30 protein-coding genes and 1 tRNA gene are annotated in these 23,893 nt (G+C 64.5%); 9 read left to right on the top strand and 22 right to left on the bottom strand.

What is annotated here, in order from left to right; genetic code table 11:
• Positions 1 to 9: 9 nt before the first annotated feature.
• A complete protein-coding gene (locus tag NATTI_RS0114435; protein WP_006090180.1) occupies positions 10 to 876 on the bottom strand; it encodes a prenyltransferase in 867 nt (288 codons plus the stop codon).
• A 67-nt stretch (positions 877 to 943) separates the two neighbouring features.
• Positions 944 to 2,440, bottom strand: a complete 1,497-nt coding sequence (locus NATTI_RS0114430; protein ID WP_006090178.1) for a phytoene desaturase family protein — start codon at positions 2,438 to 2,440, stop codon at positions 944 to 946.
• Positions 2,441 to 2,595: 155 nt separating this feature from the next.
• On the opposite strand from NATTI_RS0114430, the gene NATTI_RS0114425 reads away from it, so the two are divergent.
• Positions 2,596 to 3,315, top strand: coding sequence for an SDR family NAD(P)-dependent oxidoreductase (locus NATTI_RS0114425; protein ID WP_006090177.1), 720 nt, complete (start codon positions 2,596 to 2,598; stop codon positions 3,313 to 3,315).
• Between the two features lie 180 nt (positions 3,316 to 3,495).
• Here the strand turns inward: NATTI_RS0114425 and NATTI_RS0114420 are convergent, their stop codons facing one another.
• From NATTI_RS0114420 to NATTI_RS0114405, 4 genes are all read right to left on the bottom strand, one after another.
• The gene (locus tag NATTI_RS0114420; protein WP_076609512.1) at positions 3,496 to 3,780 is read right to left on the bottom strand and encodes a translation initiation factor eIF-1A; all 285 of its coding nucleotides are present in this window, start codon (positions 3,778 to 3,780) and stop codon (positions 3,496 to 3,498) included.
• Positions 3,781 to 3,928: 148 nt separating this feature from the next.
• Positions 3,929 to 4,441 carry a hypothetical protein gene (locus NATTI_RS0114415; protein ID WP_006090174.1) on the bottom strand — a complete coding sequence of 171 codons (513 nt, stop codon included), beginning with the start codon at positions 4,439 to 4,441 and terminating at the stop codon, positions 3,929 to 3,931.
• Positions 4,442 to 4,531: 90 nt separating this feature from the next.
• Complete coding sequence (locus NATTI_RS0114410; protein ID WP_006090173.1) at positions 4,532 to 5,407, bottom strand: cupredoxin domain-containing protein; 876 nt, start codon at positions 5,405 to 5,407, stop codon at positions 4,532 to 4,534.
• Between the two features lie 3 nt (positions 5,408 to 5,410).
• Positions 5,411 to 6,529, bottom strand: coding sequence for a hypothetical protein (locus tag NATTI_RS0114405; RefSeq protein ID WP_006090171.1), 1,119 nt, complete (start codon positions 6,527 to 6,529; stop codon positions 5,411 to 5,413).
• A 436-nt stretch (positions 6,530 to 6,965) separates the two neighbouring features.
• On the opposite strand from NATTI_RS0114405, the gene NATTI_RS0114400 reads away from it, so the two are divergent.
• Positions 6,966 to 8,066 carry a DUF3179 domain-containing protein gene (locus NATTI_RS0114400; RefSeq protein ID WP_006090170.1) on the top strand — a complete coding sequence of 367 codons (1,101 nt, stop codon included), beginning with the start codon at positions 6,966 to 6,968 and terminating at the stop codon, positions 8,064 to 8,066.
• On the top strand, positions 8,063 to 8,671 hold the full coding sequence (locus NATTI_RS0114395; protein ID WP_006090168.1) for a hypothetical protein: 609 nt from the start codon (positions 8,063 to 8,065) through the stop codon (positions 8,669 to 8,671). Before NATTI_RS0114400 ends, NATTI_RS0114395 begins: the two co-directional genes overlap by 4 nt.
• Positions 8,672 to 8,868: 197 nt before the next feature.
• On the opposite strand, the gene NATTI_RS0114390 is transcribed toward NATTI_RS0114395, so the two are convergent.
• The 3 genes from NATTI_RS0114390 to NATTI_RS0114380 all read right to left on the bottom strand — a co-directional run bounded on the left by NATTI_RS0114390 (position 8,869) and on the right by NATTI_RS0114380 (position 10,414).
• On the bottom strand, positions 8,869 to 9,240 hold the full coding sequence (locus NATTI_RS0114390; RefSeq protein WP_006090166.1) for a helix-turn-helix domain-containing protein: 372 nt from the start codon (positions 9,238 to 9,240) through the stop codon (positions 8,869 to 8,871).
• 77 nt (positions 9,241 to 9,317) lie between these two features.
• Entirely contained in the window at positions 9,318 to 9,608 is a 291-nt protein-coding gene (locus NATTI_RS0114385) for a hypothetical protein (protein ID WP_006090164.1), read from the bottom strand.
• A 74-nt stretch (positions 9,609 to 9,682) separates the two neighbouring features.
• Positions 9,683 to 10,414, bottom strand: a complete 732-nt coding sequence (locus tag NATTI_RS0114380; protein ID WP_006090163.1) for a fumarylacetoacetate hydrolase family protein — start codon at positions 10,412 to 10,414, stop codon at positions 9,683 to 9,685.
• Between the two features lie 168 nt (positions 10,415 to 10,582).
• Between NATTI_RS0114380 and NATTI_RS27020 the strand changes: the two genes are divergently transcribed.
• Positions 10,583 to 10,726, top strand: a complete 144-nt coding sequence (locus tag NATTI_RS27020; RefSeq protein WP_006090162.1) for a PRC-barrel domain-containing protein — start codon at positions 10,583 to 10,585, stop codon at positions 10,724 to 10,726.
• 124 nt (positions 10,727 to 10,850) lie between these two features.
• Here NATTI_RS27020 and NATTI_RS0114365 read toward each other — a convergent pair whose 3' ends face one another.
• The 10 genes from NATTI_RS0114365 to NATTI_RS0114315 form a co-directional block, all read right to left on the bottom strand.
• Entirely contained in the window at positions 10,851 to 11,810 is a 960-nt protein-coding gene (locus tag NATTI_RS0114365) for an amidohydrolase family protein (RefSeq protein WP_162832108.1), read from the bottom strand.
• A 204-nt stretch (positions 11,811 to 12,014) separates the two neighbouring features.
• Positions 12,015 to 12,230 carry a hypothetical protein gene (locus NATTI_RS0114355; protein ID WP_006090157.1) on the bottom strand — a complete coding sequence of 72 codons (216 nt, stop codon included), beginning with the start codon at positions 12,228 to 12,230 and terminating at the stop codon, positions 12,015 to 12,017.
• Between the two features lie 127 nt (positions 12,231 to 12,357).
• Positions 12,358 to 12,780, bottom strand: a complete 423-nt coding sequence (locus tag NATTI_RS0114350) for a hypothetical protein (RefSeq protein WP_006090155.1) — start codon at positions 12,778 to 12,780, stop codon at positions 12,358 to 12,360.
• Positions 12,781 to 12,838: 58 nt separating this feature from the next.
• Complete coding sequence (locus NATTI_RS0114345; RefSeq protein WP_027119173.1) at positions 12,839 to 13,588, bottom strand: adenosylcobinamide amidohydrolase; 750 nt, start codon at positions 13,586 to 13,588, stop codon at positions 12,839 to 12,841.
• Positions 13,585 to 14,676, bottom strand: coding sequence for an aminotransferase class I/II-fold pyridoxal phosphate-dependent enzyme (locus NATTI_RS0114340; protein WP_006090153.1), 1,092 nt, complete (start codon positions 14,674 to 14,676; stop codon positions 13,585 to 13,587). The genes NATTI_RS0114345 and NATTI_RS0114340 overlap by 4 nt, the downstream gene beginning before the upstream one ends.
• The gene (locus NATTI_RS0114335; RefSeq protein WP_006090152.1) at positions 14,660 to 15,724 is read right to left on the bottom strand and encodes a nicotinate-nucleotide--dimethylbenzimidazole phosphoribosyltransferase; all 1,065 of its coding nucleotides are present in this window, start codon (positions 15,722 to 15,724) and stop codon (positions 14,660 to 14,662) included. The genes NATTI_RS0114340 and NATTI_RS0114335 overlap by 17 nt, the downstream gene beginning before the upstream one ends.
• A 1-nt stretch (position 15,725) precedes the next feature.
• Complete coding sequence (locus tag NATTI_RS0114330) at positions 15,726 to 16,325, bottom strand: GTP--adenosylcobinamide-phosphate guanylyl transferase (RefSeq protein ID WP_006090151.1); 600 nt, start codon at positions 16,323 to 16,325, stop codon at positions 15,726 to 15,728.
• Positions 16,325 to 17,080, bottom strand: a complete 756-nt coding sequence (gene cobS, locus NATTI_RS0114325; protein WP_019991903.1) for an adenosylcobinamide-GDP ribazoletransferase — start codon at positions 17,078 to 17,080, stop codon at positions 16,325 to 16,327. Before cobS ends, NATTI_RS0114330 begins: the two co-directional genes overlap by 1 nt.
• The gene (locus NATTI_RS0114320) at positions 17,077 to 18,249 is read right to left on the bottom strand and encodes a CobD/CbiB family cobalamin biosynthesis protein (protein WP_006090149.1); all 1,173 of its coding nucleotides are present in this window, start codon (positions 18,247 to 18,249) and stop codon (positions 17,077 to 17,079) included. The genes cobS and NATTI_RS0114320 overlap by 4 nt, the downstream gene beginning before the upstream one ends.
• 67 nt (positions 18,250 to 18,316) lie before the next feature.
• The gene (locus NATTI_RS0114315) at positions 18,317 to 18,955 is read right to left on the bottom strand and encodes an HAD family hydrolase (RefSeq protein ID WP_006090148.1); all 639 of its coding nucleotides are present in this window, start codon (positions 18,953 to 18,955) and stop codon (positions 18,317 to 18,319) included.
• A 200-nt stretch (positions 18,956 to 19,155) separates the two neighbouring features.
• Here NATTI_RS0114315 and NATTI_RS0114310 point away from each other — a divergent pair, with 200 nt between their 5' ends.
• Positions 19,156 to 19,401, top strand: a complete 246-nt coding sequence (locus tag NATTI_RS0114310; RefSeq protein ID WP_241434326.1) for a hypothetical protein — start codon at positions 19,156 to 19,158, stop codon at positions 19,399 to 19,401.
• 179 nt (positions 19,402 to 19,580) lie between these two features.
• Here NATTI_RS0114310 and NATTI_RS0114305 read toward each other — a convergent pair whose 3' ends face one another.
• Positions 19,581 to 20,192, bottom strand: coding sequence for a translation initiation factor IF-2 subunit beta (locus NATTI_RS0114305; protein ID WP_006090146.1), 612 nt, complete (start codon positions 20,190 to 20,192; stop codon positions 19,581 to 19,583).
• Between the two features lie 173 nt (positions 20,193 to 20,365).
• Positions 20,366 to 20,752 carry a DUF5789 family protein gene (locus NATTI_RS0114300; RefSeq protein ID WP_006090145.1) on the bottom strand — a complete coding sequence of 129 codons (387 nt, stop codon included), beginning with the start codon at positions 20,750 to 20,752 and terminating at the stop codon, positions 20,366 to 20,368.
• A gap of 172 nt (positions 20,753 to 20,924) precedes the next feature.
• On the opposite strand from NATTI_RS0114300, the gene NATTI_RS0114295 reads away from it, so the two are divergent.
• Positions 20,925 to 21,125, top strand: a complete 201-nt coding sequence (locus tag NATTI_RS0114295; protein WP_006090144.1) for a hypothetical protein — start codon at positions 20,925 to 20,927, stop codon at positions 21,123 to 21,125.
• A gap of 215 nt (positions 21,126 to 21,340) precedes the next feature.
• Here the strand turns inward: NATTI_RS0114295 and NATTI_RS0114290 are convergent.
• Positions 21,341 to 21,414, bottom strand: a tRNA-Tyr gene (locus tag NATTI_RS0114290).
• 129 nt (positions 21,415 to 21,543) lie between these two features.
• Here NATTI_RS0114290 and NATTI_RS0114285 point away from each other — a divergent pair.
• The 3 genes from NATTI_RS0114285 (at position 21,544) to ftsZ (ending at position 23,760) form a co-directional block, all read left to right on the top strand.
• Positions 21,544 to 22,206, top strand: coding sequence for a double zinc ribbon domain-containing protein (locus NATTI_RS0114285; protein WP_006090143.1), 663 nt, complete (start codon positions 21,544 to 21,546; stop codon positions 22,204 to 22,206).
• 196 nt (positions 22,207 to 22,402) lie between these two features.
• Positions 22,403 to 22,582, top strand: coding sequence for a ribbon-helix-helix domain-containing protein (locus tag NATTI_RS0114280; protein WP_006090142.1), 180 nt, complete (start codon positions 22,403 to 22,405; stop codon positions 22,580 to 22,582).
• A gap of 2 nt (positions 22,583 to 22,584) precedes the next feature.
• A complete protein-coding gene (gene ftsZ / locus NATTI_RS0114275) occupies positions 22,585 to 23,760 on the top strand; it encodes a cell division protein FtsZ (protein ID WP_006090141.1) in 1,176 nt (391 codons plus the stop codon).
• Positions 23,761 to 23,893 lie beyond the last annotated feature (133 nt).

Raw genomic sequence — 23,893 nt, 5'->3', positions numbered from 1 at the left:
TCGCTCATCTCAGACTAACCTCCAGAGTCCGCCCATCGTCAGGAGTGCACCGACGACCGTGTTGATCGCCGGGAACCACCAGTAGGCCCGATCGACGGCGACGCTCGAGGTGACGAGCGCCGCGACGAGTGCGGGGTAGACCAGCATGAGCGCACCGAGGCGGACGTCGAGCACGGCGAACGCGAGCGCGCTCGCGAGCCAGCACGCGCCGCAGTAGGCGTAAGTTTGCGACTCGCCGAGCATCGTCGCGGTCGTCCGAATCCCAGTCTCGCGATCGGGTTCGATGTCGGGAATGGCCGAAAAGGTGTGCATTCCCATCGCCCACAGCCAGCCGCCGAGGACGGCGAGCAGGGGTGGCTGACCCCCCGCGACGGCGGCGTAGGCTGCCGCACCCGGCGCGATATAGAGCCCGTTCGAGACCGAATCGAGGATCGGCGTCGTTTTGAACCGAACCGGCGGCGCGCTGTAGGCCGCCCCGAGGACGAGAAAGATCGCGAGCCAGGGCCAGGCCGCCCGCGGCAGGAACGGGACGAGCGCCAGCCCCAGAAGGACGCAGCCGACGACCGCGGCCGGAACGAATCGTTGGCCCCGATACCGTGTCTCCTGTTCGTCTTTCTTCGGATTCGCGACATCGATCTCGCGGTCGTAGACGTCGTTGATCCCGTAGAGGAAAACGTTCGCCGGCACGAGGAAGTAGGCGAACAACGCGACTGCGGCGGGTGCGAACAGGTCGTCGACCGAACTCGCGGCATACGCGACGCCGACGAGCACAGGTCCCGCCAGATAGAGCCAGAACCGAGGTCTCGAGAGCGTCAGCAGATACGATAGCTCCCCCCCGAGACTGCCACCGTTCGCGGACGTCGACTCCGATGTCATGGTCGTCTGAGCGTGGCACCTACAGTCGCCGCTGTCTGGATTCGAACCGGATCGATCGCTCGCTGGATCACTGTTCTCCCGACTGGCCGTGGTCCTCGAGTACCTTCTCTGCGGTCAGTTCGCCGCTGATGAGACACATCGGGACGCCGATCCCGGGCGTGGTGTCGCCGCCGACGAAGTAGAGTCCGTCGACGCCCTTCGCCCGGTGGGGCGGCCGGAAGAGCGAGGTCTGTCGGAGCGTGTGGGCCAACCCCAGTGCCGTCCCGTCGTAGCTGTTGTATCGATCGGCGAAGTCCCGGACGCAGAATTGTTCTTCGAAGACGATCCGATCGCGTAGCTCTTCGCCGGTGTTCGTGGCGATGTCCGTGAGAATCTTCTCGCGGTAGGTTTCACGAATCTCGGGCGTGTCCTCGAGCCCCGGCGCGATTGGCACGAGCACGAATAGGGCGCTGTGGCCGTCGGGAGCGACCGTGTCGTCGGTTTCGGAGGGGACACAGCAATAGTAGGCGGGGTCGTCGGGCCACTGCGGGTCCTCGAAGATCTGGTCGAAGTGTCCCTGCCAGTCCGTCGGGAGGACCAGGGTGTGATGAGCCAGTTCATCCACCTCGCCCTCGACCCCGAGGTAGAGTAAGAAGGCGGAGGGAGCGTAGGTTCGCGACTCCCAGTAGTCGGCGTCGTAGCCCCGCCGTTCGGCCGGGAGCAGTTCCTGCTCGGTGTGGGCGTAACTGGCGTTGCTGACAACCAGATCGGGACGCAGCGGCCCTCGGGGAGTCTCGACGAGAAACGCCCCCTCGCGACCCTTGATCGCCGTCGCCGGTCGGTCGGTGTCGTACGTGACGCCCAGTTCGCGTCCCAGTTCCGTGATCCCGTCGATGACGCCGCCGATGCCGTCCTCGGGATACCAGACGCCGAGGTTGAAATCGACGTGGCTCATCAGGTTGTAGAGCGCCGGCGTGTTCGTCGGCGAGCCACCGAGGAACACCAGCGTGTACTGCATGATCTGCTGGAGTTTCGGATGTTCGAAGTAGTTCTCGACGTGGCCCTGCATCGACCCCAACAGGGAGAGACCGCGGGCCTGCCGAGCCACGTCGAGGTCGACGTAGTCTCGCAGCCGCTCCCGGTCCTCGTAGACGAAGTGTTCCATCCCTACCTCGTAGTTCTCCCGCGATTTGTCGAGGTAGCGCTCGAGCGCGTCGCCCGCACCCGTCTCGTACTCCTCGAAGACGGCCTTCGTTCGCTCGAGGTCGGGCGTGATATCGACCTGATCGCCATCCTTGAAGAAGAGTCGGTAGTGCGGGTCGAGATGAGTCAGTTCGTAGTAGTCCGACGGCGTGCGATCGAACTCGGCGAAAAAACGCTCGAAAACGTCGGGCATGAGGTACCAGGACGGACCCATGTCGAACCGGAAGCCATCCTCCTCGAGCCGACTCGCACGGCCGCCGAGCTGTTCGTTCTTTTCGATGACGTGGACGTCGGCACCCCGATTCGCGAGGTAACAGGCCGTCGAGAGCCCGCCGACGCCGGCCCCGATCACGACGACGGACTCGTCGGCCAGCGATTGCATATATCACCGTGACTGTCGGCGTGGTCATAAACGTACGCCATACCTACGTAGGGGACCGCAATTTCGAGTTGCGGCAGGAACGCCGTGCAAGCACGAAGCGAACGAGTGGTCGTTGTCGTCGATGGATATCTGTGTCAGCCACCCGTACGGCCCGTATGAACGGAACGACAGCGGTCGTCACCGGTGGAACTCGCGGGATCGGACGCGCCGTCGCCGAAACGTTCGTCGACGAGGGTGCAACGGTCGTCGTCGGCGCTCGAGACGGCGACGGCGTGGCGGAAACGGTCGACGCACTCGAAGACCGGCTCGAGTCGTCCGAGAGCACGGATGCCGCCGCGGCAGGGCTCCGGACCGACGTGCGCGACGAGTTCGACCTCGAGCGACTCGTCGAAACCGCGTCGCGGACCGGTCCGTCTGGTGGAATCGATGTCGTTGTCCCCGCGGCAGGCGTCTATCACGGGAACCCAGGGAGTACGCCGACCGACGGCGAGTCGTACTCGGCGTTCGACGATCACTGGCGGATCAACGCCCGCGGGGTCTTCGGAACGATCCTCGAGGCGTTGCCCCACCTGAACGACGGCGCTCGCGTGCTCGTCCCGACGGGGGCTGTCGCTCGCGAAGCCAAATCGGGCTACGGCTCGTACGCGATTTCGAAGGCGACCGCCGAGGCGGTGGCTCGCGGGTTCGCCGCCGACACCGACTACACCGTTGGCTGTCTGGATCTCGGGCAGGTTGCGACGGCGCTCTCGGGCGGCCAGGGACGTGATCCGGAATCCATCACGGGAATGTTCGTCTGGGCGGCGACCGACGCCGATCCGGACGCGATCGACGGAACGGTGGTCGACCTTCGAACCTGGAAGCAGGCGACGCGGTGAATTGCTATCGCAGCCATTGGTTTATTGGTTCGAACTACAGGCGAGGCTCGGACGGATTAGACTCGCCGCAGAAGCCGTTTCGATCGAGAGAACATTGCGGTCAGTCCGAACAGCGCGAACGCCGTCGCTCAGTGTCGCAGAGTGCGCGGAGAAATCTCGTTTAGTGGCCGGAACCGAGGTTCAATCGATGTGGCCTTCGCGACGCAGTTGATCTGCGTCTTGGCTGGTGTAGCGCCACTCGATTGTGGCCTTCTCGTCTTGCCAGTCCCATGGCTCGGCGACGACGATGTCGTCTTGTTCGATCCAGGTGCGGTACTTCATGCGACCTGGGATGCGGCCGAGCCGTTCCTCGCCGTCCTCACAGCGGAGTTGCACGTGGTTCCCTCCGAGGTGTTCGGTTACGACGGCGAATACTTCATCGCTGTTGGGCATACGGAGATTCCGTCGCCCGGATTCTTCTGTCACAGTCTCACTACGTGAGGCAGACGTTTAAAACATTGGAGAGCCGTGGTAACATCTGACCCAACCGTAACCATTCAGACACCTAACCAAACTGTAACCGTTCTGCCGGGTTACCTGTGTGGAGGTCGTTACTTCGGAACGGAAAACGGCGCTACAGCTCTCGATCCGAATCCGGGTTCTCGAGTTCCCACAGCACCTCCGGCAGAAACGCCTCGAGGTTGTCGATGACGCTCCGGTCGCTGACGTCCAGTCCCTCGCAGTGCTCGTGGGCCGAGTCCCGAATGTCGACGTGAAGGTCGCCGTCCTCGAGCCAGACGCCGAGCGGGAAGACGGAGCACCTGGTCGGTTTCCAGTCCTCCTCGAGATGCAGCGAGCAGAGGCCGTCCTCGCGGAGGAAGGCACAGGCACAACCGTCGTCCGCGACGTGGTCGTCCCGATTCTTCTGTTCGCGGGTGACGAACTTCTCGCCGCGAAAGTCGGTCGTGGTCTCGGCGAGGTTCGCTCGCTGGGCTAACTCGAGTAAGTCCTGATCGTAGAGCAAGACCCCGTGCTGGCAACACCAGGTACACTCTTCGACGCACTCGAAGGTGAGGTCGGGATCGAACTCGACGACGACCTCTCGGTCGGGGTAGACTTCGACGCGTCGCGTCGCATCAGCGCTCACATCGGCTCGGAGGGGGTGCGCGCGGAAGTGTGTTTCTGCTCGCAGGCGGACCGCGCCAGCGGGGACCGCGGCGAACGGCGACGGGGAGCGTCACTCGGTCTCGAGTGCACCGTACATAAAGCCCGCGTGGGGCGAGCAGTAGTACGGCTGCGTGCCGGTTTCCTCGGCATCCCACTCGAACGTATCTCCCTCGCTGGCGATCGTCGCGTCGAATTCGTCGCCACCACCGCTGCGGCTGTCGATCGAGTCGGCCGACGTGACGGTGTGGAAGACGCCGTCGGTGTTGACCCATTCAACGGTCGTCCCCTCGTCGAGACGGACGAACGCGGGATCGAAGACGAAGCTTGGTTCGCCCTGGTCGTCGTCGCCTGCTCGAGTCTCGATCTCGATGCTATCTTCGCCAGTCATATCGACGAACTCCTCGTCGACTTCGCCGTTGTCGTCGGCCGTGTCCTCTTCGCTATCGTCTTCGTCAGGGTCGGTCTCGTCTGGATCACCGTCGCCGATTTCGATCGTCCCGTCCATGAACTCGGCGTGGGGTTCGCAGTAGTAGTGCTGGACACCCTCCTCCTCGGGCGTCCACTCGAATTCGTCACCCTCACTGCTGAGGGTCTCGTCGAACACCTCGCTCGGTGATTTGTCCTCGAGCGAGTCAGTCGACGTAACGGTGTGGAAGACGCCGTCGGTGTTGATCCAGCGAACGGTCGTACCGGGTTCGATTTCGACGTGGTCGGGATCGAACACGAAGTTCGGTTCGTCTTCGTCCTCGTCGCCTTCTCGAGTGACGATTTCGACGACGTCCTCGTCGTCTGCGGCGTCGTCGGTACCGTTTTCGTCGTCGTTGGCCTCGTCGTCACCGCTTCCGCCGTCACTTTCTCCGAGGCAGCCGGCGAGGGTCGCGGACAGGGCACTCCCGCTGGCGGCGACCGCGAGCAGTCGTCGACGGCTCAGACGGTGTGTGTCCATGAGTTACTGGGGCGGTTCGGTGGGCATGAACTCGCGATCGATGCCGACCTCGACCTCACCCCACGGCATCTCGTGGTCGCGGGTGGCGTGGTGGACGAGCCAGGCACCCCACTGCTCGGCGTCCTGTCCGCCGTGACCCGCGTCCCAGCTGTCGGCCTCGTGCTTGTGGAAGTGCGTGAACTCGTCGGCCTGTCCCGCCGGGATGTCGTCGCTCGTGAACTGCCCGCGCTGGCCGATCCCGAAGTAGATGAGATTGTCGGCTTCCTCGACGGCTGGCTCGTCGAAGTGGAGCAACAGGAAGGTCTCCTCGCTGACCCACTTCCAGAGGTGTGCCGGCGTGCCGTGGGGCGCTTCTTGCTGGTCCTCGTTCGTCCAGTGGTCGTCGAAGATTTCGATGAGCGCGTCGCGTTGGTCGTCCGAGAGATCCCCCTCGCCGCCGTCGGGGGCTTCCCAATCCGTCTCGTGTCCCTCACTTCCCTCCTCGGGCGGGGTCGGCATGAAGCCGTAGTCGACCTGCGGCTCGATCGGCTCGTCGTGGAACGGGTACTCGATCTCCCGAACCGCGATGTGAGTCAGCCAGTAGCCTTCGTCGCCCGTTTCGCCTCCGTGGCCGTCCTCCCAGCCGTCGGCCGTGTGCTTGTGGAAGTGCGAGAACTCCTCGCTGGGCTGGCTTTCCTCGGTAAAGAGCCCCTTCTGTCCGATCGTGATATAGTCGAGTTCGGTCGCGTCCTCGGGATTCGGCTCGTTGAAATGGAGCCCGATGAGGTTCTCGTCGCTGACCCACATCCAGACGTGTCGCGGGGTGTACTCCCGGTCGTCGCCTTCGACTTCGTGCTGGTCCTCGTTCATCGGCTGGTCGTCGAAGAGATCGACGAGCGCGTGGATGTCGTCCTCGGAGAGCGACTCGCCCTCCGGAGTGGGATCCAGGCTCGCGAGGTCGGTCTCCTCCTCGTCGCCGTTTATTTCTTCTTCGTCATCGTTCACCTCCTCGTCATCACCATTTGCGTCATCCGCCGTTTCATCGTCACCGCCGAGACAGCCTGCAAGTGCGATCGCGCCGCCTGCACCAAGCGCCTGAATTACACGTCGCCGGTCGATCGCTCGAGTGGTATTGCGTGACATACAAGCGAACGAACGGGCCATCGGATAATGTCCCTATGGCGGTGATGTATGCGCCGCGCACAGCCCATATCAGTTATATAGGGGCAGTTACTGAGCGACTGACAGCCGAACAGTCGACTCGAGCGCGTGCCCGTTACCGATGTGATTCTCGTAACTAGCCGGCCGTTCCTGTCCAGACGTGCAGTTTCTCTGAATCGGTTTCCGTGTCCGGGTCGATCAACACTCATACTCGTTGCCATACGCTACACGACGTCAAACCCGTCGAGAATAGGATTTGAAACTGCCGTCATCGGGCCACCCATCAAGATCGATCTCATTGACGGTTTCCCGATAGCGATTGCCGCAATGAGTGCTCGTCGTACGGGTCGACAGCGGGTGTGTGTGCCGGGTACACAGCCGCCATCGGGTTATTTCGAAGCCGAGCCTACCGATGCGTATGCGAGACAGTCCCACAACGAACGGCAGTTCTAGACGGTACGTTCTCGGTTCCGCGGCGGCTGTCGGTCTGGCTGCCGTCGCAGGCTGTCTCGGTAATTCCGGCATCCTCGGTCGTGTGACGGACGACGAAAACGCTGTGACCACCGGTCCACCGACGGTTGACCGGTTGCTTCCCCAGGAGTACACGATCGAAGAACTGAACGAAGCGAATCTATCCGGTGGACCGGGCCAGGACGGAATCCCCTCGGTCGACGATCCGCAGTTCGCTTCGTCCGACACTCCACCAGCAAACCTCGACGGAGGCGATCCGGTCTTCGGCGTCGAACTGAACGGGGACGCGAAGGCCTACCCGCAATACAACCTCGTGTGGCACGAGATCGTCAACGACACCGTTGGCGGAGAGTCGGTTTCGGTGACCTACTGCCCGTTGACCGGGACGGCACAGGGATTCTACCGTGGCGAGAGCGAACTCGGCGTCTCCGGCCGGTTGATCAACAGCAACCTCGTCATGTTCGACCGCGGGACGGAGACGTGGTGGCCCCAGATACTCGCGTTGGGTATCCGCGGTCCACACGAAGGCGAGTACCTAGAGGAGTTTCAGGTGATCTGGACGACGTGGGATCGCTGGCGCGAGCAGTATCCGGAGACAGTCGTCCTCACAGAAGACACCGGCCACATCCGCAACTACGGCGACGACCCTTACGGGGAATACAATCCGCGGAGCGGGTACTACGAGAACGAAAATACGCTGTTCAGCCCGCTGGAGACCGACGATCGGTTCCCAATGAAAGCGGTCGTCATCGGAGTCCGGACTGCCGATGGCGCGATGGCCGTCCCCAAGGAGACCTTGCGTGAGCGGCTGGTCGTCAACGGGACGATGAGTGAAACGTCGTACGTGACGGTCTACGACGGGTCCCTCGACACGGGATACGTGTATCGAAACCCGGACGAAAGATCGGTCGAGGCGGACGGCGGAGGAGTTGGCGTCGACGGCGAACCACACGAACCCGACTCACTTCCCCTCGAGCGAGAGATCGGTTTCGACGCGATGTGGTTCGCCTGGTACGGCTACTACCCGTCTACGGTGGTCCACGAATGAGCGCCATCGGCCGACTTACCAAGCGGCTGCGCCCACGGTCACGGATCCGAGAGACGAAAGCCGCAACGCTGCTCGTCGTCCGTCGATACGACTCGCTGGCGGTCGCAACCGTCGTGATGATCGGCTACCTCGTCGCGTTCCTCTGGGCCGTCGGCGACCTCGCAGTTCGACCTGACGTGGCGGCCGATCTGATCGTGGTCGACGATCCGCTGGGCCGGATGTTCGACCGAACCGGTCCGGCATCGTTCGAGGCCGTCGCAATGGTCGATACTGGTGTCGTTCGGATTCTGGTGTCGCCGGTGAACGTAGCCATCGGACTCCTCCTTGCCGGCCTCGTCGGCGTCAATCTCGGCCTGACGTATCTCGCGGTCGTACAGCCGGCCGCCTGTGGCATTGGCGCTGGATCGGGGCTTCTGGCCTCGTTTCCGGCGCTGCTGTCCGGAACGATCTGTTGTGGTCCTGTCGTGCTGATCGCCCTTGGAATCCAGGCGAGTGGTCTCATGTTGACCATGTTCGCTTGGTTGTTACCGGTGGGAATCGGCCTGCTGCTCGTGAGTCAGGTGTACGTCGCCGGAAAAATTGACAGCACGGCGGTATCGTCGTGAGAAAAGCCAGTGTCTGGAATACGACAGTCAGTAGCTGGTTACGATCAGCAGAATTACCGGGAGTCAGTTCGTGGATGCAACCGTAACAGGATCGGTGCCCACTCTGTCGATCCAGCGTTCGGCGGTTGCCGATCGGTGGCTGAGATGCTGGACGCTCTGAGCGGCTCCCCGCCCGAGCCAACTCGCGGTCGTCCCGCTCACGGACCGAACTCGTCAATGCGTCCGTGTACGGTCTCCGCCCACTCGTCGACCGCCTCGTGCATCGACTCCTGTGCCTCGGGTACGGGTACGGCGAAGTACTGATAGACGTAGCCGCCGCCCTCGAGGAGTCGGCGCTCTCGCTCCACCAGCCCTGTCTCACACAAGGTGGAAAGCGAGCGGTTTACGTTACTCCTGTCGCGCTCGAGGGCGTCCGCGAGTTCGGAGACCGTACTTCCCGGCAACTCGAGGAGCCGAAAATACGTGCGCGTTTCGTGGGGCTGAATCCCGAAGACACACTCCATTATCCGCTCGAACTCCGGGCTGTCGACGAGCATCAGCGCTTCCATGCCCTGATCGGGATCGGTCATCGGATAGTAAAGGGACGGCAGGGAACGACCTATACGTTGGGAATCCCCGCGCCGCGATCGAGACCGCGGACGGCACCTCACTCGCCGACGGAGGGCGGCGTTTCTTCGCGTTCGTCGGATTCGTCGGCGGAGTCCGCTCTGGCGAGTCGATACCGCTCGAGACACTGACGCATCTCCTCCTCGCTTTCGAACGTGAGCAGTTTCATCGGCGTGTCGCAGTAGTAGGTTTCTCCCTGACGACGAAGTGCCATCCGCAACGTCTTGCCGAGGATTTCGACCTCGATGATCACGCGGTTCCCGTTTCCGAGTTCCCGCAGAATCTCCCGCGAAGTGAGGTCCTTCCGACTGACGTAGATGGTCTCGGTCATCGACTGGGACAACGGGTCACAGGCGTATAAGACACGCGTCAAGAAACCGGGGTTTCTGCGTCGGTGGCCCCCTCCTAATCGTCGACGGACGCAGCGTCCACGATCGTGTTTCGAAGCGTCCCGACACCGTCGTAGGTGATCTCGACGGTGTCACCGGGTTCGACCAGTCCGGGGTTGGCGGGACTCCCGAACGCGATTACGTCGCCGGGTCGGAAGGTAAATCGTCGCGAGAGATACGAGATGATCTCGTGGGGACCGAACAGCATCAGTTCGGTGTTGGCTTCCTGTCGACGTTCGCCCGCCACGTCGGTCCACATGTCGATTCCCGTGGGGTCGACCGCGGTTTCGATCCACGGTCCGAGCGGGCCGGAGCCGTCGAACGCCTTGCGGGCGGTTCGACCCTGCTGATCGAGCGCGTCCATATCGTTCATGATCGTATAGCCGCGCACGACGTCCGACACCTCGTCTGCCGAGAGGTTTCGGCAGGGTTCGTCGATGACCGCCGCGAGTTCGCCGGCGTAGGTGAGTTCGCCAGTGAAATCGGGGTAGGGAATGGGGTCCCGGTGGCCCAGCACCGAGGCCGGCGGCTTGATGAAGAAGTCGGGTTCGTCGGGCCGTTCGTACTCCATCTGATCGAGCGTCGCCGCGTAGTTCCGACCGACGCAGTACAGCGCCGAGGGGTCACAGGGCGGCAGGAAGGTTCCGTCGACGCCGACTTCGTACACGCCGTCGTCCCCGTGAACGACGCCGTCCTCATACTGGCCACTGACTGGTCCGTCGTCCGTCGCGATCCGCGCGAGTTTCATTATCGGCGGTCTCGAGTCCAGAACAGTAGTGATATCGGTTCGGTCCCGCTCCGGTCGAATCGGTCTCGACTCGAGACGGATCGGCCCATCGTTCCATCTCGCCGTCGATCACGTCGACTGACGAACACAGGCACATATGACATCCTCCTCGCTCGATAACGGGGAAGTATGTGCGCCACCTTCACGGTCGACGACGAGGGAAAGCCGGTCGTCAACACGAACGGAAAGGAAATCGGCGTCGTCCAGGACGTCGACGCGGGCGTCGCCTACGTCGAGCCCGGAGCCGAGATGACCGACTCGATCAAATCGTGACTCCGGCGGGATCGAGAGGCCGCCGACGGGATAGAGAACTACCAGCTCGACGAGGAATACGTCGACGAGGTAACGGCGGACGAAATCCGACTCCAACGCTTCTGATCCGGCTTCGCCCCGGATATCACCGGAGGAGTTCCTCGATATTTCGATACCGGACGTTCGCCCACGCCTCCGTCGACAGCTCGAACCGGTCGAACAGCTCGAGCTGTGGCACCTCCTGGTCCGGAGCGAGGAAGTCCGTCCCGAACACCAACTGCTCGTGGTGGTCCTCGAGAAACCCCTGAGCGTACTCCTCGTCGCGTGTGAGCGCGTTCCAGCCCGAACCGGCCGAGACGTCGCCGTAGATGTTCTCGTACTCGGACAGCAGTTCGGGGACGCGCCCGCCGGGTTCGATCGGCCCCGACGGGTAGTCGCCCCGGTCCTCCCAACTTACATCCGCGGAGATGTGGGCCCACCATGCGTGGGCGTGGGCGACGAAGTCGACCGACGGGAACGAGGCTAGCACGTCCTCGAGTCGCGGCAGTCCGACCTCGTCCATCATCGCCTTCTCGTCGGTGTGAAAGAGGATCGGGAGCTCGTGGTCGGCACACAGCTCGTAGAGACGCTCGAGCCGCGGATCATCGATCGCCAGTCCGGCTTTGAGCTCGCCGAAGCCGCGCGCGCCGCGCTCAACGTATCGCTCGAGAAGCTCCGTTACGGCCCCGAAATCCTCCTCGTAGACCAGCGTTCGGGGATCGACCGTACAGAAGGCGAGCAGCCGATCGGGATACGCCTCGACCTGCTCGAGGACCCACCAGCTCGGCGCCTGGACGGGATAGCTCTCGGGCGAATCGAGCGCCTGAACAACCGCGTAATCGATGCCGTGGGCGTCCATCCACGCCACCAGTTCGTTGGCGCTCAACGGATCCCGATCAAGCGTTTGCTCGGGTATCAGGTGCGTGTGCGCGTCGATCAGTGGCAGGTCTGCAGCGGAGTCGTCCTGCGTCGTGTCGACTCGAGGGGGCGTCTCGTCGCCGCCCGACTCGGTCCCGCGGCCCGTCCCACCTGCCGACGAGTGGTCGACTCCGGCGACACCAGTGATGCCGACGAGTGGTCGACTCCGGCGACACCAGTGATACCGACGAGGCCGGCGCCGCTCCCGAGGACGCGTCGCCGCGTCGTCGGACCGCGCGAGCGTCCACCCTCTCGATCTCGAGTGTCGGTCATGCGCCCACCTCCCACGGTCCCGGTGAAAACGGTGGGGGTACCAGTCGTGCGTCCGACCGATTCGCGGCGTGGTTTTCGCTCAGTCCTCGAGGACGAGATAGGTCCGCGTACCACGGTGCTCGAGTGAGACGAACTCGGTGTCGACGTTCGACTCGACGAACTCCTCGATTCCGGCGGCGTGTAGGTCGGTGACGTCGATACGGCGTCGTTCAGGCTCCGGCTCGAGTGTGGTTGCCGTGTCGGTGCTTTCGGTCTGCTCGGTTCGGTCCTCACTCCGGTCGACGATCAGTGCCATACCAGTCAATAAGACGGATAGTACGTTAATCCGATCCACCCAGAGTGAAAGTGAAAGTGCAGGACAGCGTGCGTATGCCGCGGATAATCGAGAGGCGCGCCGAGAACGGATCTCAGTTCAGGTCGCGCTACCCGACCCGTTTGATCTCGACCGAATGGGGTCCGCCGTCGGTCTCGAGCGTGATCTCGTCGACGATCGCCTCCCGCGCGCGTTCCTGCCACGCCGCGACCGCCTCGCCGTGTCGCTTTCGAACGCGATCCGTTTCGCTCGGATCGACATCCTCGAGTTCGGTCTCGAGCGTAGGATAGTCGGCGACGACGTCGTCGGCGATGACGGCCGCCGGGGCGACGTGAACGGCACCGGTCAGTTCGGTGTCGTCGAGGTGGTACACGTGGATGCGTGCCCGCATCCGGCCGTGAAACGGCGGCGTCACCCGGAGCACGGCCTCGCCCGGATTCTCCTGGGTATACGCGTAGGCGTCGGCGGCGTCCGCCGGCGAGAGCGCGAGCGAACGGATCGCCGTCGGATCGTCGGCTTCGTCCCCGGCCATTGTCGGGATGTTCGCCTCGAGACGGGTTAACGTTTCGAGGCGGAACGTGACAGCGCGCTCACCGCGTCGGTCGGAACACTGTCGCCCGAACGTCGGTCGAGACGCCGTACGTCGCGTCCGCGAACGAGTCGGGAAGGGTCTCGTCGCGATCCTCGTAGTGGGCCCGAAGCGAGGCGGAGACGGCCTCCCGAACGCAGGCGCGGGTTGCCGCGCCGACATCGGTGCCGCTTCCGGAGAACTCGACGCGCTCGCCCGACGGATCGTGGCCGACGACGATTGCGTCCGTCGTCGTGCCGGGAAACCCGGTCTCGGCGAGCAGCGTCGCGGCCTTCGCCTCCGCGGCGACGGCGATCAGGTTCGCCAGCGCGCCGGGTGCGAGCGCCCGCGTCGTCCCGACGATCACGTTGACCGTTCCGGGTCCCGAGTGGGAGCGCGAGTCCGAAGCCGAGTCGTCGACCACCGACTGTTCGTCGGGGTCCATCGGCAACGCGGCCGGATTCGAGATGCCGGCTGTCGCGTAGGCCGTGACGGGACCGTACTGGGCCCCGCGGGCGTCGGACTGTTCGACGCCGGTAAGCAAGACCGGGCGGTCGCTGCCGCGATCGAATCCCGCCGCCTCGAGGCGCTCGTCGACGTACGCCCCGAGATCCGTCCGGTCCCATCCCTCGGGTACCGAGACGTTGTACGCGCAGTCGGCCGTTCGGCGGCCGCCGTTCCACCCAGTAGAGAGCCATTCGGTTTCGGGCCGGTGTACCCGGAGGACGCCGTCCCGACGAACTGAACCGTACGCTGGATCGGAATCCATCATTCGGATGTCGTCCCCTCGTCGGTGTCGTCGCCCGCGTCGACACGACGTGCGCCGTCCTCGAGCACCCCGAGCGCCGCGAGCAGCCGGTCGTTTCGCTCTCGGTCCTTGACGGCGACGCGGACGTGCGACTCGAGGCTCCGGAAGGTCCTCGCGTCGCGGATGGCGACACCGTCCTCGCGGGCGGACGCGATTACGTCGTCGACACTTCGGTCGCCGACGTCACACAACAGGTACGGCGCATCAGACGGCACGACATCGAACCGTCCCTCGAGCGCCTGGCGCATCCGCTCGCGCTCGCGTTCGACGCGTTTCCGGGTTTCGCGGACGAACGCGTCCTGGCGCAAACAGTGCGCACCGACGCACGCGGCCGGCGTGCCGAGCGACCACGCTCGACGGGCCGTCTCGAGCGCATCGCGCTGCTCGCCGGTCGTGACCGCAAATCCCGCTCGTAGACCCGGCAGGCCGAACAGCTTGGTCAACGAACGGGCGACGATCACGTGCTCGGCCTCGAGTCGGGCCGCCGACGGGAGGTCCGTGAAGCCGAGAAACGCCTCGTCGACTAACAACGTCGTTCCCGCCTCTCCACAGCGGGCCGCGAACGCCGCTAGCGCGTCCGGGTCGGCCGCCTCCCCGGTGGGGTTGTTCGGCGTACAGACCACCGCGAGCCGACACTCCTCAAGCAGCCCGTCGCCCACCGCCAGTAGCTCGTCGTGCGAGACGAATCGGGGCGATGCACCCTGAAGCCGCACCTCGCGAGCGTACTCGCCAAAACTCGGGTACGGAATCAGGGCCTCGTCGCCGGGCTCGAGGGTGCACTCCATCGCCAGTCGAATCGCGGCCAGTCCGCCGGGTGTTGGGATCACGCGTTCCGGCTCGCAGTCGACGAACGTTGCCGCGGCGGCACGGAAGTCGGGATAGTCGTCGTCGGGGTACCTGCGGGACGCCTCGAGCGCACCTTCGTACACCGCTTCGACGCCGTCGGGCGTGTACGGATTCGTGTTAGCCGAGAAGTCAAGGACGGTCCGGTCGGTCTCGCCGCCGTGGGGGACGCGGTCCCCGGTTCGTATCGAGTCAGGGTGCACGATCATCCTCCGGGCTCGAGTTCGCGGGGTCGTCTGCGTTTCCGTTTCCGCTCCCGTTCCCGTCGTCCTCGTCTTCGATGCCGAGACGTCCGCAAACCGCCTCGAATCGATCCAGCACCGCCTCCATTCGGTCGTCGGGTACGAGCGAGAGCGCGCCGCCCATCGCGACGCCCTCCTTGGCCACGCCCGCGCAGTAACGCGCCATGGAGACGTGCTCGCGCGCGTCGAAGCCGGGATCAGTAACGGTCAACGCGCAGTTCAGCCGGTAGCAGGCCTCGCCGAGCCGGTCGCCCTGCTCGCGATCGACGAACGAGGTGGTCGCGATCGACAGCGGCGCGTCGACGCCGGCGTGGCGTAAGACGGTTGCGACGGCCACCATCTGGGTGCCGCCGGCAAGGGTGACGTCGATACCCGACTCGAGCGCGCCGGCGGCGATCCCTGCGACGGTCGCCTGCACGGGGTCGCCGACGGCGTGGATCGCCTCGATCGGGCGGCCGTCGAAGCTCCCGGCCGAACCGCCGCTCGCGGTGAGGGCCTCGTCGACGACCTGCCGTTTGCGCTCGATGGGGTTTTTCGGCAGCGACGAGGAGACGCCGGCCGGCTCGCCGAGTGCGGTGAGGACGCCGAGTGCGGTCGTCGTGCCGCCGGGGACCGTCTCGCCGACCAGAAGTTCGTCGTCCGGCAGGCTCGCGCCGTAGGCGTGGGCGCGGTCGAAAATCGCCTGTGCGTCGGGGACGGCGACGGTATTGCGGATATCTGCTCCCGGCTCGACGCCGAGACCGACAGTCGGTGCGCCCGTCGGCTGTGCGAGACCCGCGTCGACGACCGACACGTCGAAGTCGATCACCTCGCGGACGGCTCGCGTCACCGCGGCCGGCGTCGGACAGCCGTTCGGACTCACCGGCGTGACGGGAGCCATCGTCGGCTTGCCGTACGCGAGGATCTCGACATCCGCAGAGGGCGTGTGTTCCATCAGGTCCGGTGACGCTCCGGCGGCGCTGATACCGTCGATCAGCGCGGTCTCGGTCGTGCCGGCGGGGAGGATCACGCGCATCTTATCGCTCCTCCGCGCCGGGACGCTGTAGTTCGTTCGCCGCGAGACGAGCGTCTTCGGGTCGGTTCACGTTGATTGCGAGTCGTGGGTCGTAGTGTACGTCTGTCATAGTCTGGGAATCGGATGCGTCGCCGACGACGTTGACTCCGGTCGGCGCGAGGTGAGTTTCGGGCTCGAGCGTCGAGTCGACGCTCGCGCCGAGCCGGCGTTTGAGCGCGACGGGGACGCAGACAGTCCGCGAGACGTCGCACTCGCCGTGAGTAGCGAGGATGCGGTCGATAACGGGTGCCTCGAGCAACGGGAGATCCGCGGCGACGGTCAGCACTGGCGGCGAGATGGCGGGTCGATCGAGGAGAGTCATCAGATCAGCCACGTAGCCGTCGCCGGCCGTCTCGAGGATCGTCACGCTTGGGGTTTCGCCGTCGCCACACTCGAGGTGAGCGCGGCTTTTCGGGGCGTCCGGCGAGACGGCGGCGTAGACCGTCTCCGCGCGGCTTGACTCGAGCGCCGCCAGCACCCGATCGACCATCGCGACGCCGTCGATCGGGTGGAGCGGCTTCTCGTGGGCGCTCTCGAGTCGGGTGCCCTTCCCGCCGCACATTACGATAGCGTCCACGCGATCACCCCCAGATGGACGCCGGCGACGCGGCCGATCTCGTTGGCCGCACCGAAGACATCGCCGTTGATACCGCCGAGGTGGCGGTTCGCCCAGTACCAGGGGAGGGCAACGCCGGCGACGGCTCCCGAGAGCGCGACCGCAGCGACCGGGTGGGGCCAGGAGAGGAGGGCTGCCGGGAGCGCGACGCCGGCGGGTGCGACGAACGATGTTGGGACGGCCGCGGTCGTAAACTGCCGTCCCATACCGTCGTGGCTCGCGTGACCGAAACACGCCATCGCCGCCATCCCGAGTTTCGTCCCGACTTCGGCGGCGATCGCAACGGCAACCGCGACGAAGACGGGGAGTCCGGCGAGTCCGAGACCGGCCAGTGCGAGCCCCGCGACGGTGACTGCCACCGCGAGCACCGCGCCGACGCCCGTCGTCGTGTCCTTCAGAACCTCGCGGCGGCGGTCAGCGTCGCCGTGGACGACGAGCGCATCGCCCAGATCTGCCACGCCGTCGAGATGATGGATTCCCATTACGGCGTACACCGCGAGCAAATAACCGAACGCGACGGTCGGCGCGGCTAGCGTCTCGGTCGCCAGCAACGGAATCGCCGCGATCGCGCCAGCGACGAACCCGACGACGGGGAACGCCGCCGGCCGCGTGCGAAACGCCTCCCAATCGCCGTCGTGATGGCCGACTGGCAGCCGCGTCAGGAAGCCGAGCGCACCGCGGACGGCGGCGAGCCGGCTCATCGGCTCACCTCCCGGAGGAGCCGCGTAACCGTCTCGATAGCAGTGTCTGCAGTCGGCTCGAGGAGCGTGCCGACGACCGCCGGTTCAACCTGCGTTCCCTCGAGCGTCGTCACGGCGATCGCCACCCCCGCGGCGAGAGCGATAGCGAGGAGCACCGACAGAACGGCGGCCAGTCCGACCACGGAGACGGCTCGGTCGCCGTCGTCGACGGTCGGCAGGTCGGCGGCGGTGTTCAGATCGTAGACGCCCGGCTTGGTAAGTCGAACTGAGAGCGCGCAGGCGAGGGTCGCCATTGGCCATCCCGAGTTGGGCGACGGCGGATCACGCGCCCACTCGCGTGCGCGAAGCACCGCGAACGGGTCGGCTCCGGCGACGGCGATCGCGATCGCGGTGATTCGGGCGGGGAGCCACATCACGAGATCGTCGAGTCGCGCGCTGGCGGTGCCGTGGGGTTTCGAGGGGTAGCCGAGCATCGAGTCCAACGTGTTGACGCCCTTGACCCACGCCGCGGCCGCCGCGGCCGCCGGCAGCGAAACCGGGGCAAGCAGAGCGAACGGAAGCAACGTTGCGACCAGGCCGTCTGCAAGATTCTCGCCGACACTCTCGACGGCTGCACTGCGGATTTCAGCAGGCGAGAGCGTCGAGGTATCACGACCGACGAGGCCGCGGACCCGATCGCGGGCCGTCTCGAGGCCGTCGTCGGTAACGTCAGTCGTTCCGTCGGTGTCGGCAGCCCGTCCGTCAGTGTCAGCAGTCCGTTCGTCAGTGTCGGCAGCCCGTCCGTCGGTGCCGGCCACGTCGCTCCCACCGGTACGGAACTCGTCACCGACGTCGGTTGCGGCCACGACCGTCTGCGTCAACTCGAGCAGCGAGCGCAGGCTCGTGGTCAGAAAGAGCACGAGGCCGGCGACGATCGCACCCGCGAGCGGAGACGCTGCACTCGCCAGGACGACGGATCCACCCGCGACAACGGCCGGAATCAACGGTGCAAAAAGGGCGATCCCGACACCAGCCAGTCGCTGGCCACCGTCGGTATCGGCCCACTCCCTGTCGAGCGTGTCGACCAGACGGCCGAACCATGCCACCGGATGGAGCGCGTTCGGGGGCTCGCCGATCAACAGGTCCAGGCTGAACGCCAGTCCGAACAGCGCGATCGTCGTCAGTATCACGGTCGTCCCTCCCGGGGCTCGGCGAGGTGGCGCGCTCCGCTCACACCGTCCCCGTCCAGTCGCGCGGTCATGACTCCTCTGACTCCGAGGGCACCGCCAGCTTCGAGGGGATCGTCTCGAGTGGATGTTCCTCGAGCAACAGCGCGGTCCCGCCGACTGCCTCGATTCCGCCGTCGGTCCGAGAATCGTCGCCGACGTGGACGAGTTGGTCGGGGTCGACATCGAGCTCGGCGGCGGTGAGTTCGAAGATTTCGGCGGCGGGTTTGCGCCAGCCACAGCCGACGCTCGTCACGATGGCGTCGAACTCGTCGCGGTCAAACGCGGATCGGACGAGCGTCCGACCGACCAGTTCCGGGACGCTGCAGTTCGAGCAGATCGCGACGGGACCTCGCTCGCTGGCGGCGTCGACGGCCCCTCTGGCACCGGTTCTGGTCTCGACGTCGGGATCGAACGCGGCAACGATCGCCCGTCGAACCGCGTTGTGCTCGTAGCTGACCCCGCGGCTCGCGAGCGCGTGCGAGACGTGAGCGGGCAACGGCACCTCCGCACCCTCGGGCGCGTCGACGTGTGGCTCGGCGTAGGCGTCAGCCCAGTCGTCCGGCACATCGACATCTCGCTTCTCGAGTTCGGTCGCGACGGCTGCGGCCGGGTCGGTCGGTCTGTCGGCGGTCACGAGCGTCCCGAAGAGGTCGAACGATACTCCCACGTACGTGTGACTAGCACAAGCTCTCTTTAATTTCGCGATCCACCGTGTGCCGCCTGCCATCGCTATTGGATGGTGCTGTGAATATCTCTGTCAATCCTCAATGGCCTCGTTCAGCCACCGTGGGCCATCGACGACCACCCTTCATCCTGGTCGACAGACTCCGTCATCTCGTTCGGCGCGGACTCGAGGCGATCGGATCGTTGGACCCCGCAACCGAGAGCGGAGCGCACACCGAACGGACCGTTGACGGCGAATCGACGCCCGGCACACGTCACCGAGCGACGGATCGATCGACATCGGGCAGCGTCATCGATCCCGAGACGGGACCCACGAGCCGCGGTGAGATCCTCGAGTACCGCCTCTTGCCTGCAGCGTGCGTTCGCGCGGTGGTAACCGAACACGGTGGCCGGGTCAAACAGTGCCGGTTCACCGACGAGTACGGCTGATCGTCGAGGACGACCAGCCGACTCCTTTCGGAGCTCGGGGAACGCGACGTAATCGAGCGATACCGAATCGGGCATGAAAAAGTCGTACAGCTCCTCCAGACGGAAGCCGCCGCTCAGGAAACGAGCGAACCCCAGAAAATCCGTCGGCGTAACCGATCGAAACCGACTCGTCCGATCGATCAGGCGAGACGAGAGAACGCGAGGTTGCCGGAGATGTTCTTGATGTAGATTTCGACGACGTCGCCCTCCTCGGCGCCGGGGACGAAGATGGTGTACTTGCCTTTCTCGGCGACACCGTCGCCCTTGCGGCCGGTGCCGGTGATCTCGACGGTGTAGGTCTTGCCCTCCTCGACGGCGTCGGCCTGCTGCTGTTGTTGGCTGCTCGTCGAGCGCTTGGTGACGGGACGGAACGCACCACAGGCGTCACAGCGCAACATCGGCGTCCGATCCTCGCGGACGAGACGGGTGTCCGGCAGGCCACACTCCGAACAGAGCACGTACTCGTCGATGTAGGCCTCGACGGCGACATCGAAGTCCTGCTCGGAGAACGTCCCGTTGTACCGGCCGCGGCCCTCCTCGAACTTACCGCTGGTCCCCATCTCTCGCTGGATGAATCGGTGCAGGTGTTCGTCCTCGCGCGAGAGCACGTCGGCGATCTCTCCGAGGTTCGTAAAGCGCGTAAATGCGCCGTCTTTCTGGGCCTCGGCGTCCGGAATCTGCAGTCGTTCCTCGTCGCCGCCGATGTCCGGAACATCGTCCATCGCTCGGTCGAGACTCGCTTCGTAATCCATACTCGAGAACAGACGACGCTGACGTAAATCGGTTCTGCTATCACGATCGGGGGCGGGCGTGGCGTCGCTCGAGACCCTGTATAGTAACAACTGCAACGATTTACATACTGATCGCCGAACCGTCTGGCGATCAGGTATGCAATGACTTGCAGTGGCTACTATAGCTCACCGGCTCAGAGCGAGTCGCCGCCGCTCTCGCCGATCGATCCCGTACTCTCCTCGTCCAGACCGGTGAGATCTCGCTCGGTGTTGGCCTCGTTCGGACTCCCCGCCTGGCCGGTGATCTCGCCGTAGACTGCCTCCCGGAGTTCCTCGGGAGTGTCGTACTGCTCGCCCGCCAGCCGATCGAAGACGCTCCCCAGCGACTCCGTCTCGTTGGGCATGTCGATCGGTTCGTTTCCGTACTCCGCGGCGATCTCCTCGCTCGTGGTGGGATACTCGAGGTCGCCGAGGTGGCGTTCGACATCGTCGAGGATCGACTCGGTCTCGTCGGCCCGCTCGGACTTGCGCTGTTCGGCGCGATCCTGTGCGCGGTCGCGGCTCGGACCCTCGTTGCTCATACCGGTGGTATCTGCGGCCGACGGAAAAGCGGCCGGCCAGCGATCGCCTGTGTTCGAACACACCCACGTGAGACATCATCGGGGTGTTGTCACACTACTCGTAACAGGAGTGTTGTCGCCTGCATCCTCCGAGTACACTCTTGAGTGATCTCTCGATACTCGACACCACGCTATGGCAGACGGCGACGAGAACCGACGGAGTATCGCCATGTGTAAGGAATGCGGTGCCCTCTATGCCGCTCTCGAGATCGCCGAGGACGATTTCCGCCCCATCGGCAGACGCGACGGCTGTCAGTGCGGGAGCCTGGAGTTTACGCCCGTCGACAAGTCGGTCTCGGCTCTCGGCCTCAAGGACGACGTAACTGACGAGTGATCCGGCGGGCGAGTCGGCAGATCGGTCTGTAAGACGAGTGTCTCACAGCAGTGGGGCTCGAGAACTCTTTCGTTTGAACGGCCGCTCGAACGCTGTTTCTCCCCGATTTGAACAGTTGGAAGACGATCCGCCTCGCTTCGCTCGGCGGCTGCGACTTCCGTGTTCAAATCGGCTCAGGATAGGTTTCTCACTGCTCACGTCGTTCGCAGGAGAAATCCGCCCTCCCCGATTTGAACGGGGGGCAAGTCGATCTACAGTCGACTGCTCTACCAGTCTGAGCTAAGGGCGGTCGCATTTCAACGTAGCCGCTCTGGATAACATAAGGGTTGTTATTCTCGGCGACGGGAGGCGTGTGACGGCTGGCATACGGTAGAATGATTGATATGGATAGAGTTACAATACCACGTATATCTCGGACATGAGCAAGATCACGTTCCGCGCCGACGATGACCTCGTCGAGCAACTCGAGCGCCTCGACGTATCGAAGAGCGAAGCGATGCGTGAGGCGCTGCGAGCGTACCTCGACGGCTCCACGGGGGCCGACCGAGGTGCGGGGCGTGCGTCGATTGGTGAGCCGGAGTCAACCGGTGCCATCGACGACCTGATCCGAACGCGTGTCGACGAACTGCTCGCGGATCGGCTCCACGAGTACGGACTCGACGAGAGCCGACTGCGGGAGTCCCGTACGCGCGGACGAAATACGGGCGACGTCACGATCAGTGTCTCACTCGAGGACGACCGCCCGATTCCGGAGCGGTCGGCTCGAGACGACCAGCGGGTCCAGACTGATGCACACGCGCGCGGAGACGGCCACGCCGTTCACGGCGACGGGGCCAAACGGCCCGCTCGTGAGGACGCCGACGAGCCGCAGTCGCTCGAGGACGATCCGACTAGTCACTGCGACCAGTGTGGAGAACACGTCGACGACGACCACGTTTACTGTCCGAACTGCGGCGAGAAGACCTCGCGACGACTGTTCTGTGACTGCGGCGACGAAATTCGGTCGGACTGGGCGTTCTGTCCGGGCTGTGGGCGTCGAACGCCGGCCGCAGACGTCCTCGGCCAAGACAGTCATACATAACGACCCGTGTAAGACACAGAAAGTCGTGTCCGACGAAAGCTTTATTGTCTATGCCAGTATTTCACTTATTCGCGTAAGACGGTCGTCTTACAACGGTCGGCAAACGCCGAAAAACGCCCGATGTCGGGCAACTCCGTGTAAGACACGCCGCGTCTGACAGGGGCGCGCGCCGTCTTACCCCAAAGGGAATACAACTATGGAGCGTGTGACACTGCGAATTCCGAAGCAGCAGATCGACGAGGTAGAGCAGTTGGTCGACTCGGGCGAGTTCCCGAACCGGAGCGAGGCGATCCGGTCGGCCGTCCGAGAGATGATCAACGAACAACAGGACGCACCGAGCGAACAGACCGGCAAACGAAACTGGGCCAAGGTGTAACGATGCAGGACATCGTACAAGACGCCCTCGAAAACGCCGAACAGGAGTCCCGGGAGATGGAAGACATGGACGACGACGAGTTCGGCGATCCGCGGATCGTCATCGTCGGCTGTGGCGGTGCCGGTAACAACACCATCAACCGGCTGTACAACATCGGCGTCGACGGGGCTGACACCGTCGCGATCAACACGGACAAACAGCACCTCAAGATGATCGAGGCCGACACGAAGATCCTCGTCGGCAAGTCGCTCACGAACGGGCTCGGCGCTGGCGGCGATCCCTCGATGGGCGAACGCGCGACCGAGATGGCCCAGGGCACGGTCAAAGAGGTCCTCGGGGATGCAGACCTCGTGTTCGTGACCGCAGGCATGGGTGGCGGAACCGGTACCGGTGCCGCCCCCGTCGTCTCCGAAATCGCCAAAGAGCAGGGTGCGATCGTCGTCGGGATGGTCTCGACGCCGTTCAACGTCGAGCGTGCCCGGACGGTCAAGGCCGAAGAGGGTCTCGAGAAGCTGCGAGACCAGGCCGACTCGATCATCGTCCTCGACAACAACCGACTGCTCGATTACGTCCCGAACCTCCCAATCGGCAAGGCGTTCTCGGTGATGGACCAGATCATCGCCGAAACCGTCAAAGGGATCTCGGAGACCATCACCCAACCCTCGTTGATCAACCTGGACTACGCGGACATGTCCACCATCATGAACCAGGGCGGCGTCGCTGTCATGCTGGTCGGTGAGACCCAGGACAAGAACAAGACCGACGAGGTCGTCAAGGACGCGATGAACCACCCGCTGCTGGACGTCGACTACCGCGGCGCGTCGGGTGGCCTCGTCCACATCACCGGCGGTCCTGACCTCACCCTCAAAGAGGCCGAAGGAATCGCAGACAACATCACCGAGCGCCTCGAGGCCTCGGCGAACGTGATCTGGGGCGCCCGGATCCAGGAGAACTACAAGGGCAAGGTCCGCGTCATGGCGATCATGACCGGCGTCCAGAGCGCACAGGTGCTCGGTCCGACGACCCAGAAGCAGGCCGACAAGTCGCGACAGAGCATCGAAGGCGTCAAAAACACCGACTTCGACGCGAGCAAGAACGTCGACAACGAGTTCAACGCCCACAGCGACGGCGGCCGCGAGGAACTCGACAAACAGAACGGCGTCGACGTCATCCGGTAATCGGCGCGACTGACACACCACTGCAGTCACGGCAGACGAGCGGTACGCGACACACCACTCGACACACCACCTGCGTGCCGTTCGACCGCCGTTTTTGCCGTTCGCGACGGATCCTACGAGAACTCGAGTCCGA

Origin of the sequence: Natronorubrum tibetense GA33, assembly GCF_000383975.1 — an archaeon.
GTDB lineage: Archaea > Halobacteriota > Halobacteria > Halobacteriales > Natrialbaceae > Natronorubrum > Natronorubrum tibetense.
Note: the sequence above shows the minus strand (reverse complement) of the source record. Positions and strands in the feature narration are given on the sequence as shown.

What these genes read in the sequence shown, in the direction of transcription:
- NATTI_RS0114335 (WP_006090152.1), bottom strand. Translation starts at nt 15,724, where the DNA reads ATGCGCGTGATCCTCCCCGCCGGCACGACCGAGACCGCGCTGATCGAC.
- NATTI_RS0114410 (WP_006090173.1), bottom strand. Translation starts at nt 5,407, where the DNA reads ATGGACACACACCGTCTGAGCCGTCGACGACTGCTCGCGGTCGCCGCC.
- NATTI_RS0114400 (WP_006090170.1), top strand. Translation starts at nt 6,966, where the DNA reads ATGCGAGACAGTCCCACAACGAACGGCAGTTCTAGACGGTACGTTCTC.
- NATTI_RS0114345 (WP_027119173.1), bottom strand. Translation starts at nt 13,588, where the DNA reads ATGATGGATTCCGATCCAGCGTACGGTTCAGTTCGTCGGGACGGCGTC.
- NATTI_RS0114385 (WP_006090164.1), bottom strand. Translation starts at nt 9,608, where the DNA reads ATGACCGAGACCATCTACGTCAGTCGGAAGGACCTCACTTCGCGGGAG.
- NATTI_RS0114425 (WP_006090177.1), top strand. Translation starts at nt 2,596, where the DNA reads ATGAACGGAACGACAGCGGTCGTCACCGGTGGAACTCGCGGGATCGGA.
- NATTI_RS0114430 (WP_006090178.1), bottom strand. Translation starts at nt 2,440, where the DNA reads ATGCAATCGCTGGCCGACGAGTCCGTCGTCGTGATCGGGGCCGGCGTC.
- NATTI_RS0114380 (WP_006090163.1), bottom strand. Translation starts at nt 10,414, where the DNA reads ATGAAACTCGCGCGGATCGCGACGGACGACGGACCAGTCAGTGGCCAG.
- ftsZ (WP_006090141.1), top strand. Translation starts at nt 22,585, where the DNA reads ATGCAGGACATCGTACAAGACGCCCTCGAAAACGCCGAACAGGAGTCC.
- NATTI_RS0114295 (WP_006090144.1), top strand. Translation starts at nt 20,925, where the DNA reads ATGGCAGACGGCGACGAGAACCGACGGAGTATCGCCATGTGTAAGGAA.
- NATTI_RS27020 (WP_006090162.1), top strand. Translation starts at nt 10,583, where the DNA reads ATGTGCGCCACCTTCACGGTCGACGACGAGGGAAAGCCGGTCGTCAAC.
- cobS (WP_019991903.1), bottom strand. Translation starts at nt 17,080, where the DNA reads ATGAGCCGGCTCGCCGCCGTCCGCGGTGCGCTCGGCTTCCTGACGCGG.
- NATTI_RS0114285 (WP_006090143.1), top strand. Translation starts at nt 21,544, where the DNA reads ATGAGCAAGATCACGTTCCGCGCCGACGATGACCTCGTCGAGCAACTC.
- NATTI_RS0114350 (WP_006090155.1), bottom strand. Translation starts at nt 12,780, where the DNA reads ATGGCCGGGGACGAAGCCGACGATCCGACGGCGATCCGTTCGCTCGCG.
- NATTI_RS0114280 (WP_006090142.1), top strand. Translation starts at nt 22,403, where the DNA reads ATGGAGCGTGTGACACTGCGAATTCCGAAGCAGCAGATCGACGAGGTA.
- NATTI_RS0114405 (WP_006090171.1), bottom strand. Translation starts at nt 6,529, where the DNA reads ATGTCACGCAATACCACTCGAGCGATCGACCGGCGACGTGTAATTCAG.
- NATTI_RS0114300 (WP_006090145.1), bottom strand. Translation starts at nt 20,752, where the DNA reads ATGAGCAACGAGGGTCCGAGCCGCGACCGCGCACAGGATCGCGCCGAA.
- NATTI_RS0114390 (WP_006090166.1), bottom strand. Translation starts at nt 9,240, where the DNA reads ATGACCGATCCCGATCAGGGCATGGAAGCGCTGATGCTCGTCGACAGC.
- NATTI_RS0114435 (WP_006090180.1), bottom strand. Translation starts at nt 876, where the DNA reads ATGACATCGGAGTCGACGTCCGCGAACGGTGGCAGTCTCGGGGGGGAG.
- NATTI_RS0114340 (WP_006090153.1), bottom strand. Translation starts at nt 14,676, where the DNA reads ATGATCGTGCACCCTGACTCGATACGAACCGGGGACCGCGTCCCCCAC.
- NATTI_RS0114330 (WP_006090151.1), bottom strand. Translation starts at nt 16,325, where the DNA reads ATGTGCGGCGGGAAGGGCACCCGACTCGAGAGCGCCCACGAGAAGCCG.
- NATTI_RS0114355 (WP_006090157.1), bottom strand. Translation starts at nt 12,230, where the DNA reads ATGGCACTGATCGTCGACCGGAGTGAGGACCGAACCGAGCAGACCGAA.
- NATTI_RS0114395 (WP_006090168.1), top strand. Translation starts at nt 8,063, where the DNA reads ATGAGCGCCATCGGCCGACTTACCAAGCGGCTGCGCCCACGGTCACGG.
- NATTI_RS0114305 (WP_006090146.1), bottom strand. Translation starts at nt 20,192, where the DNA reads ATGGATTACGAAGCGAGTCTCGACCGAGCGATGGACGATGTTCCGGAC.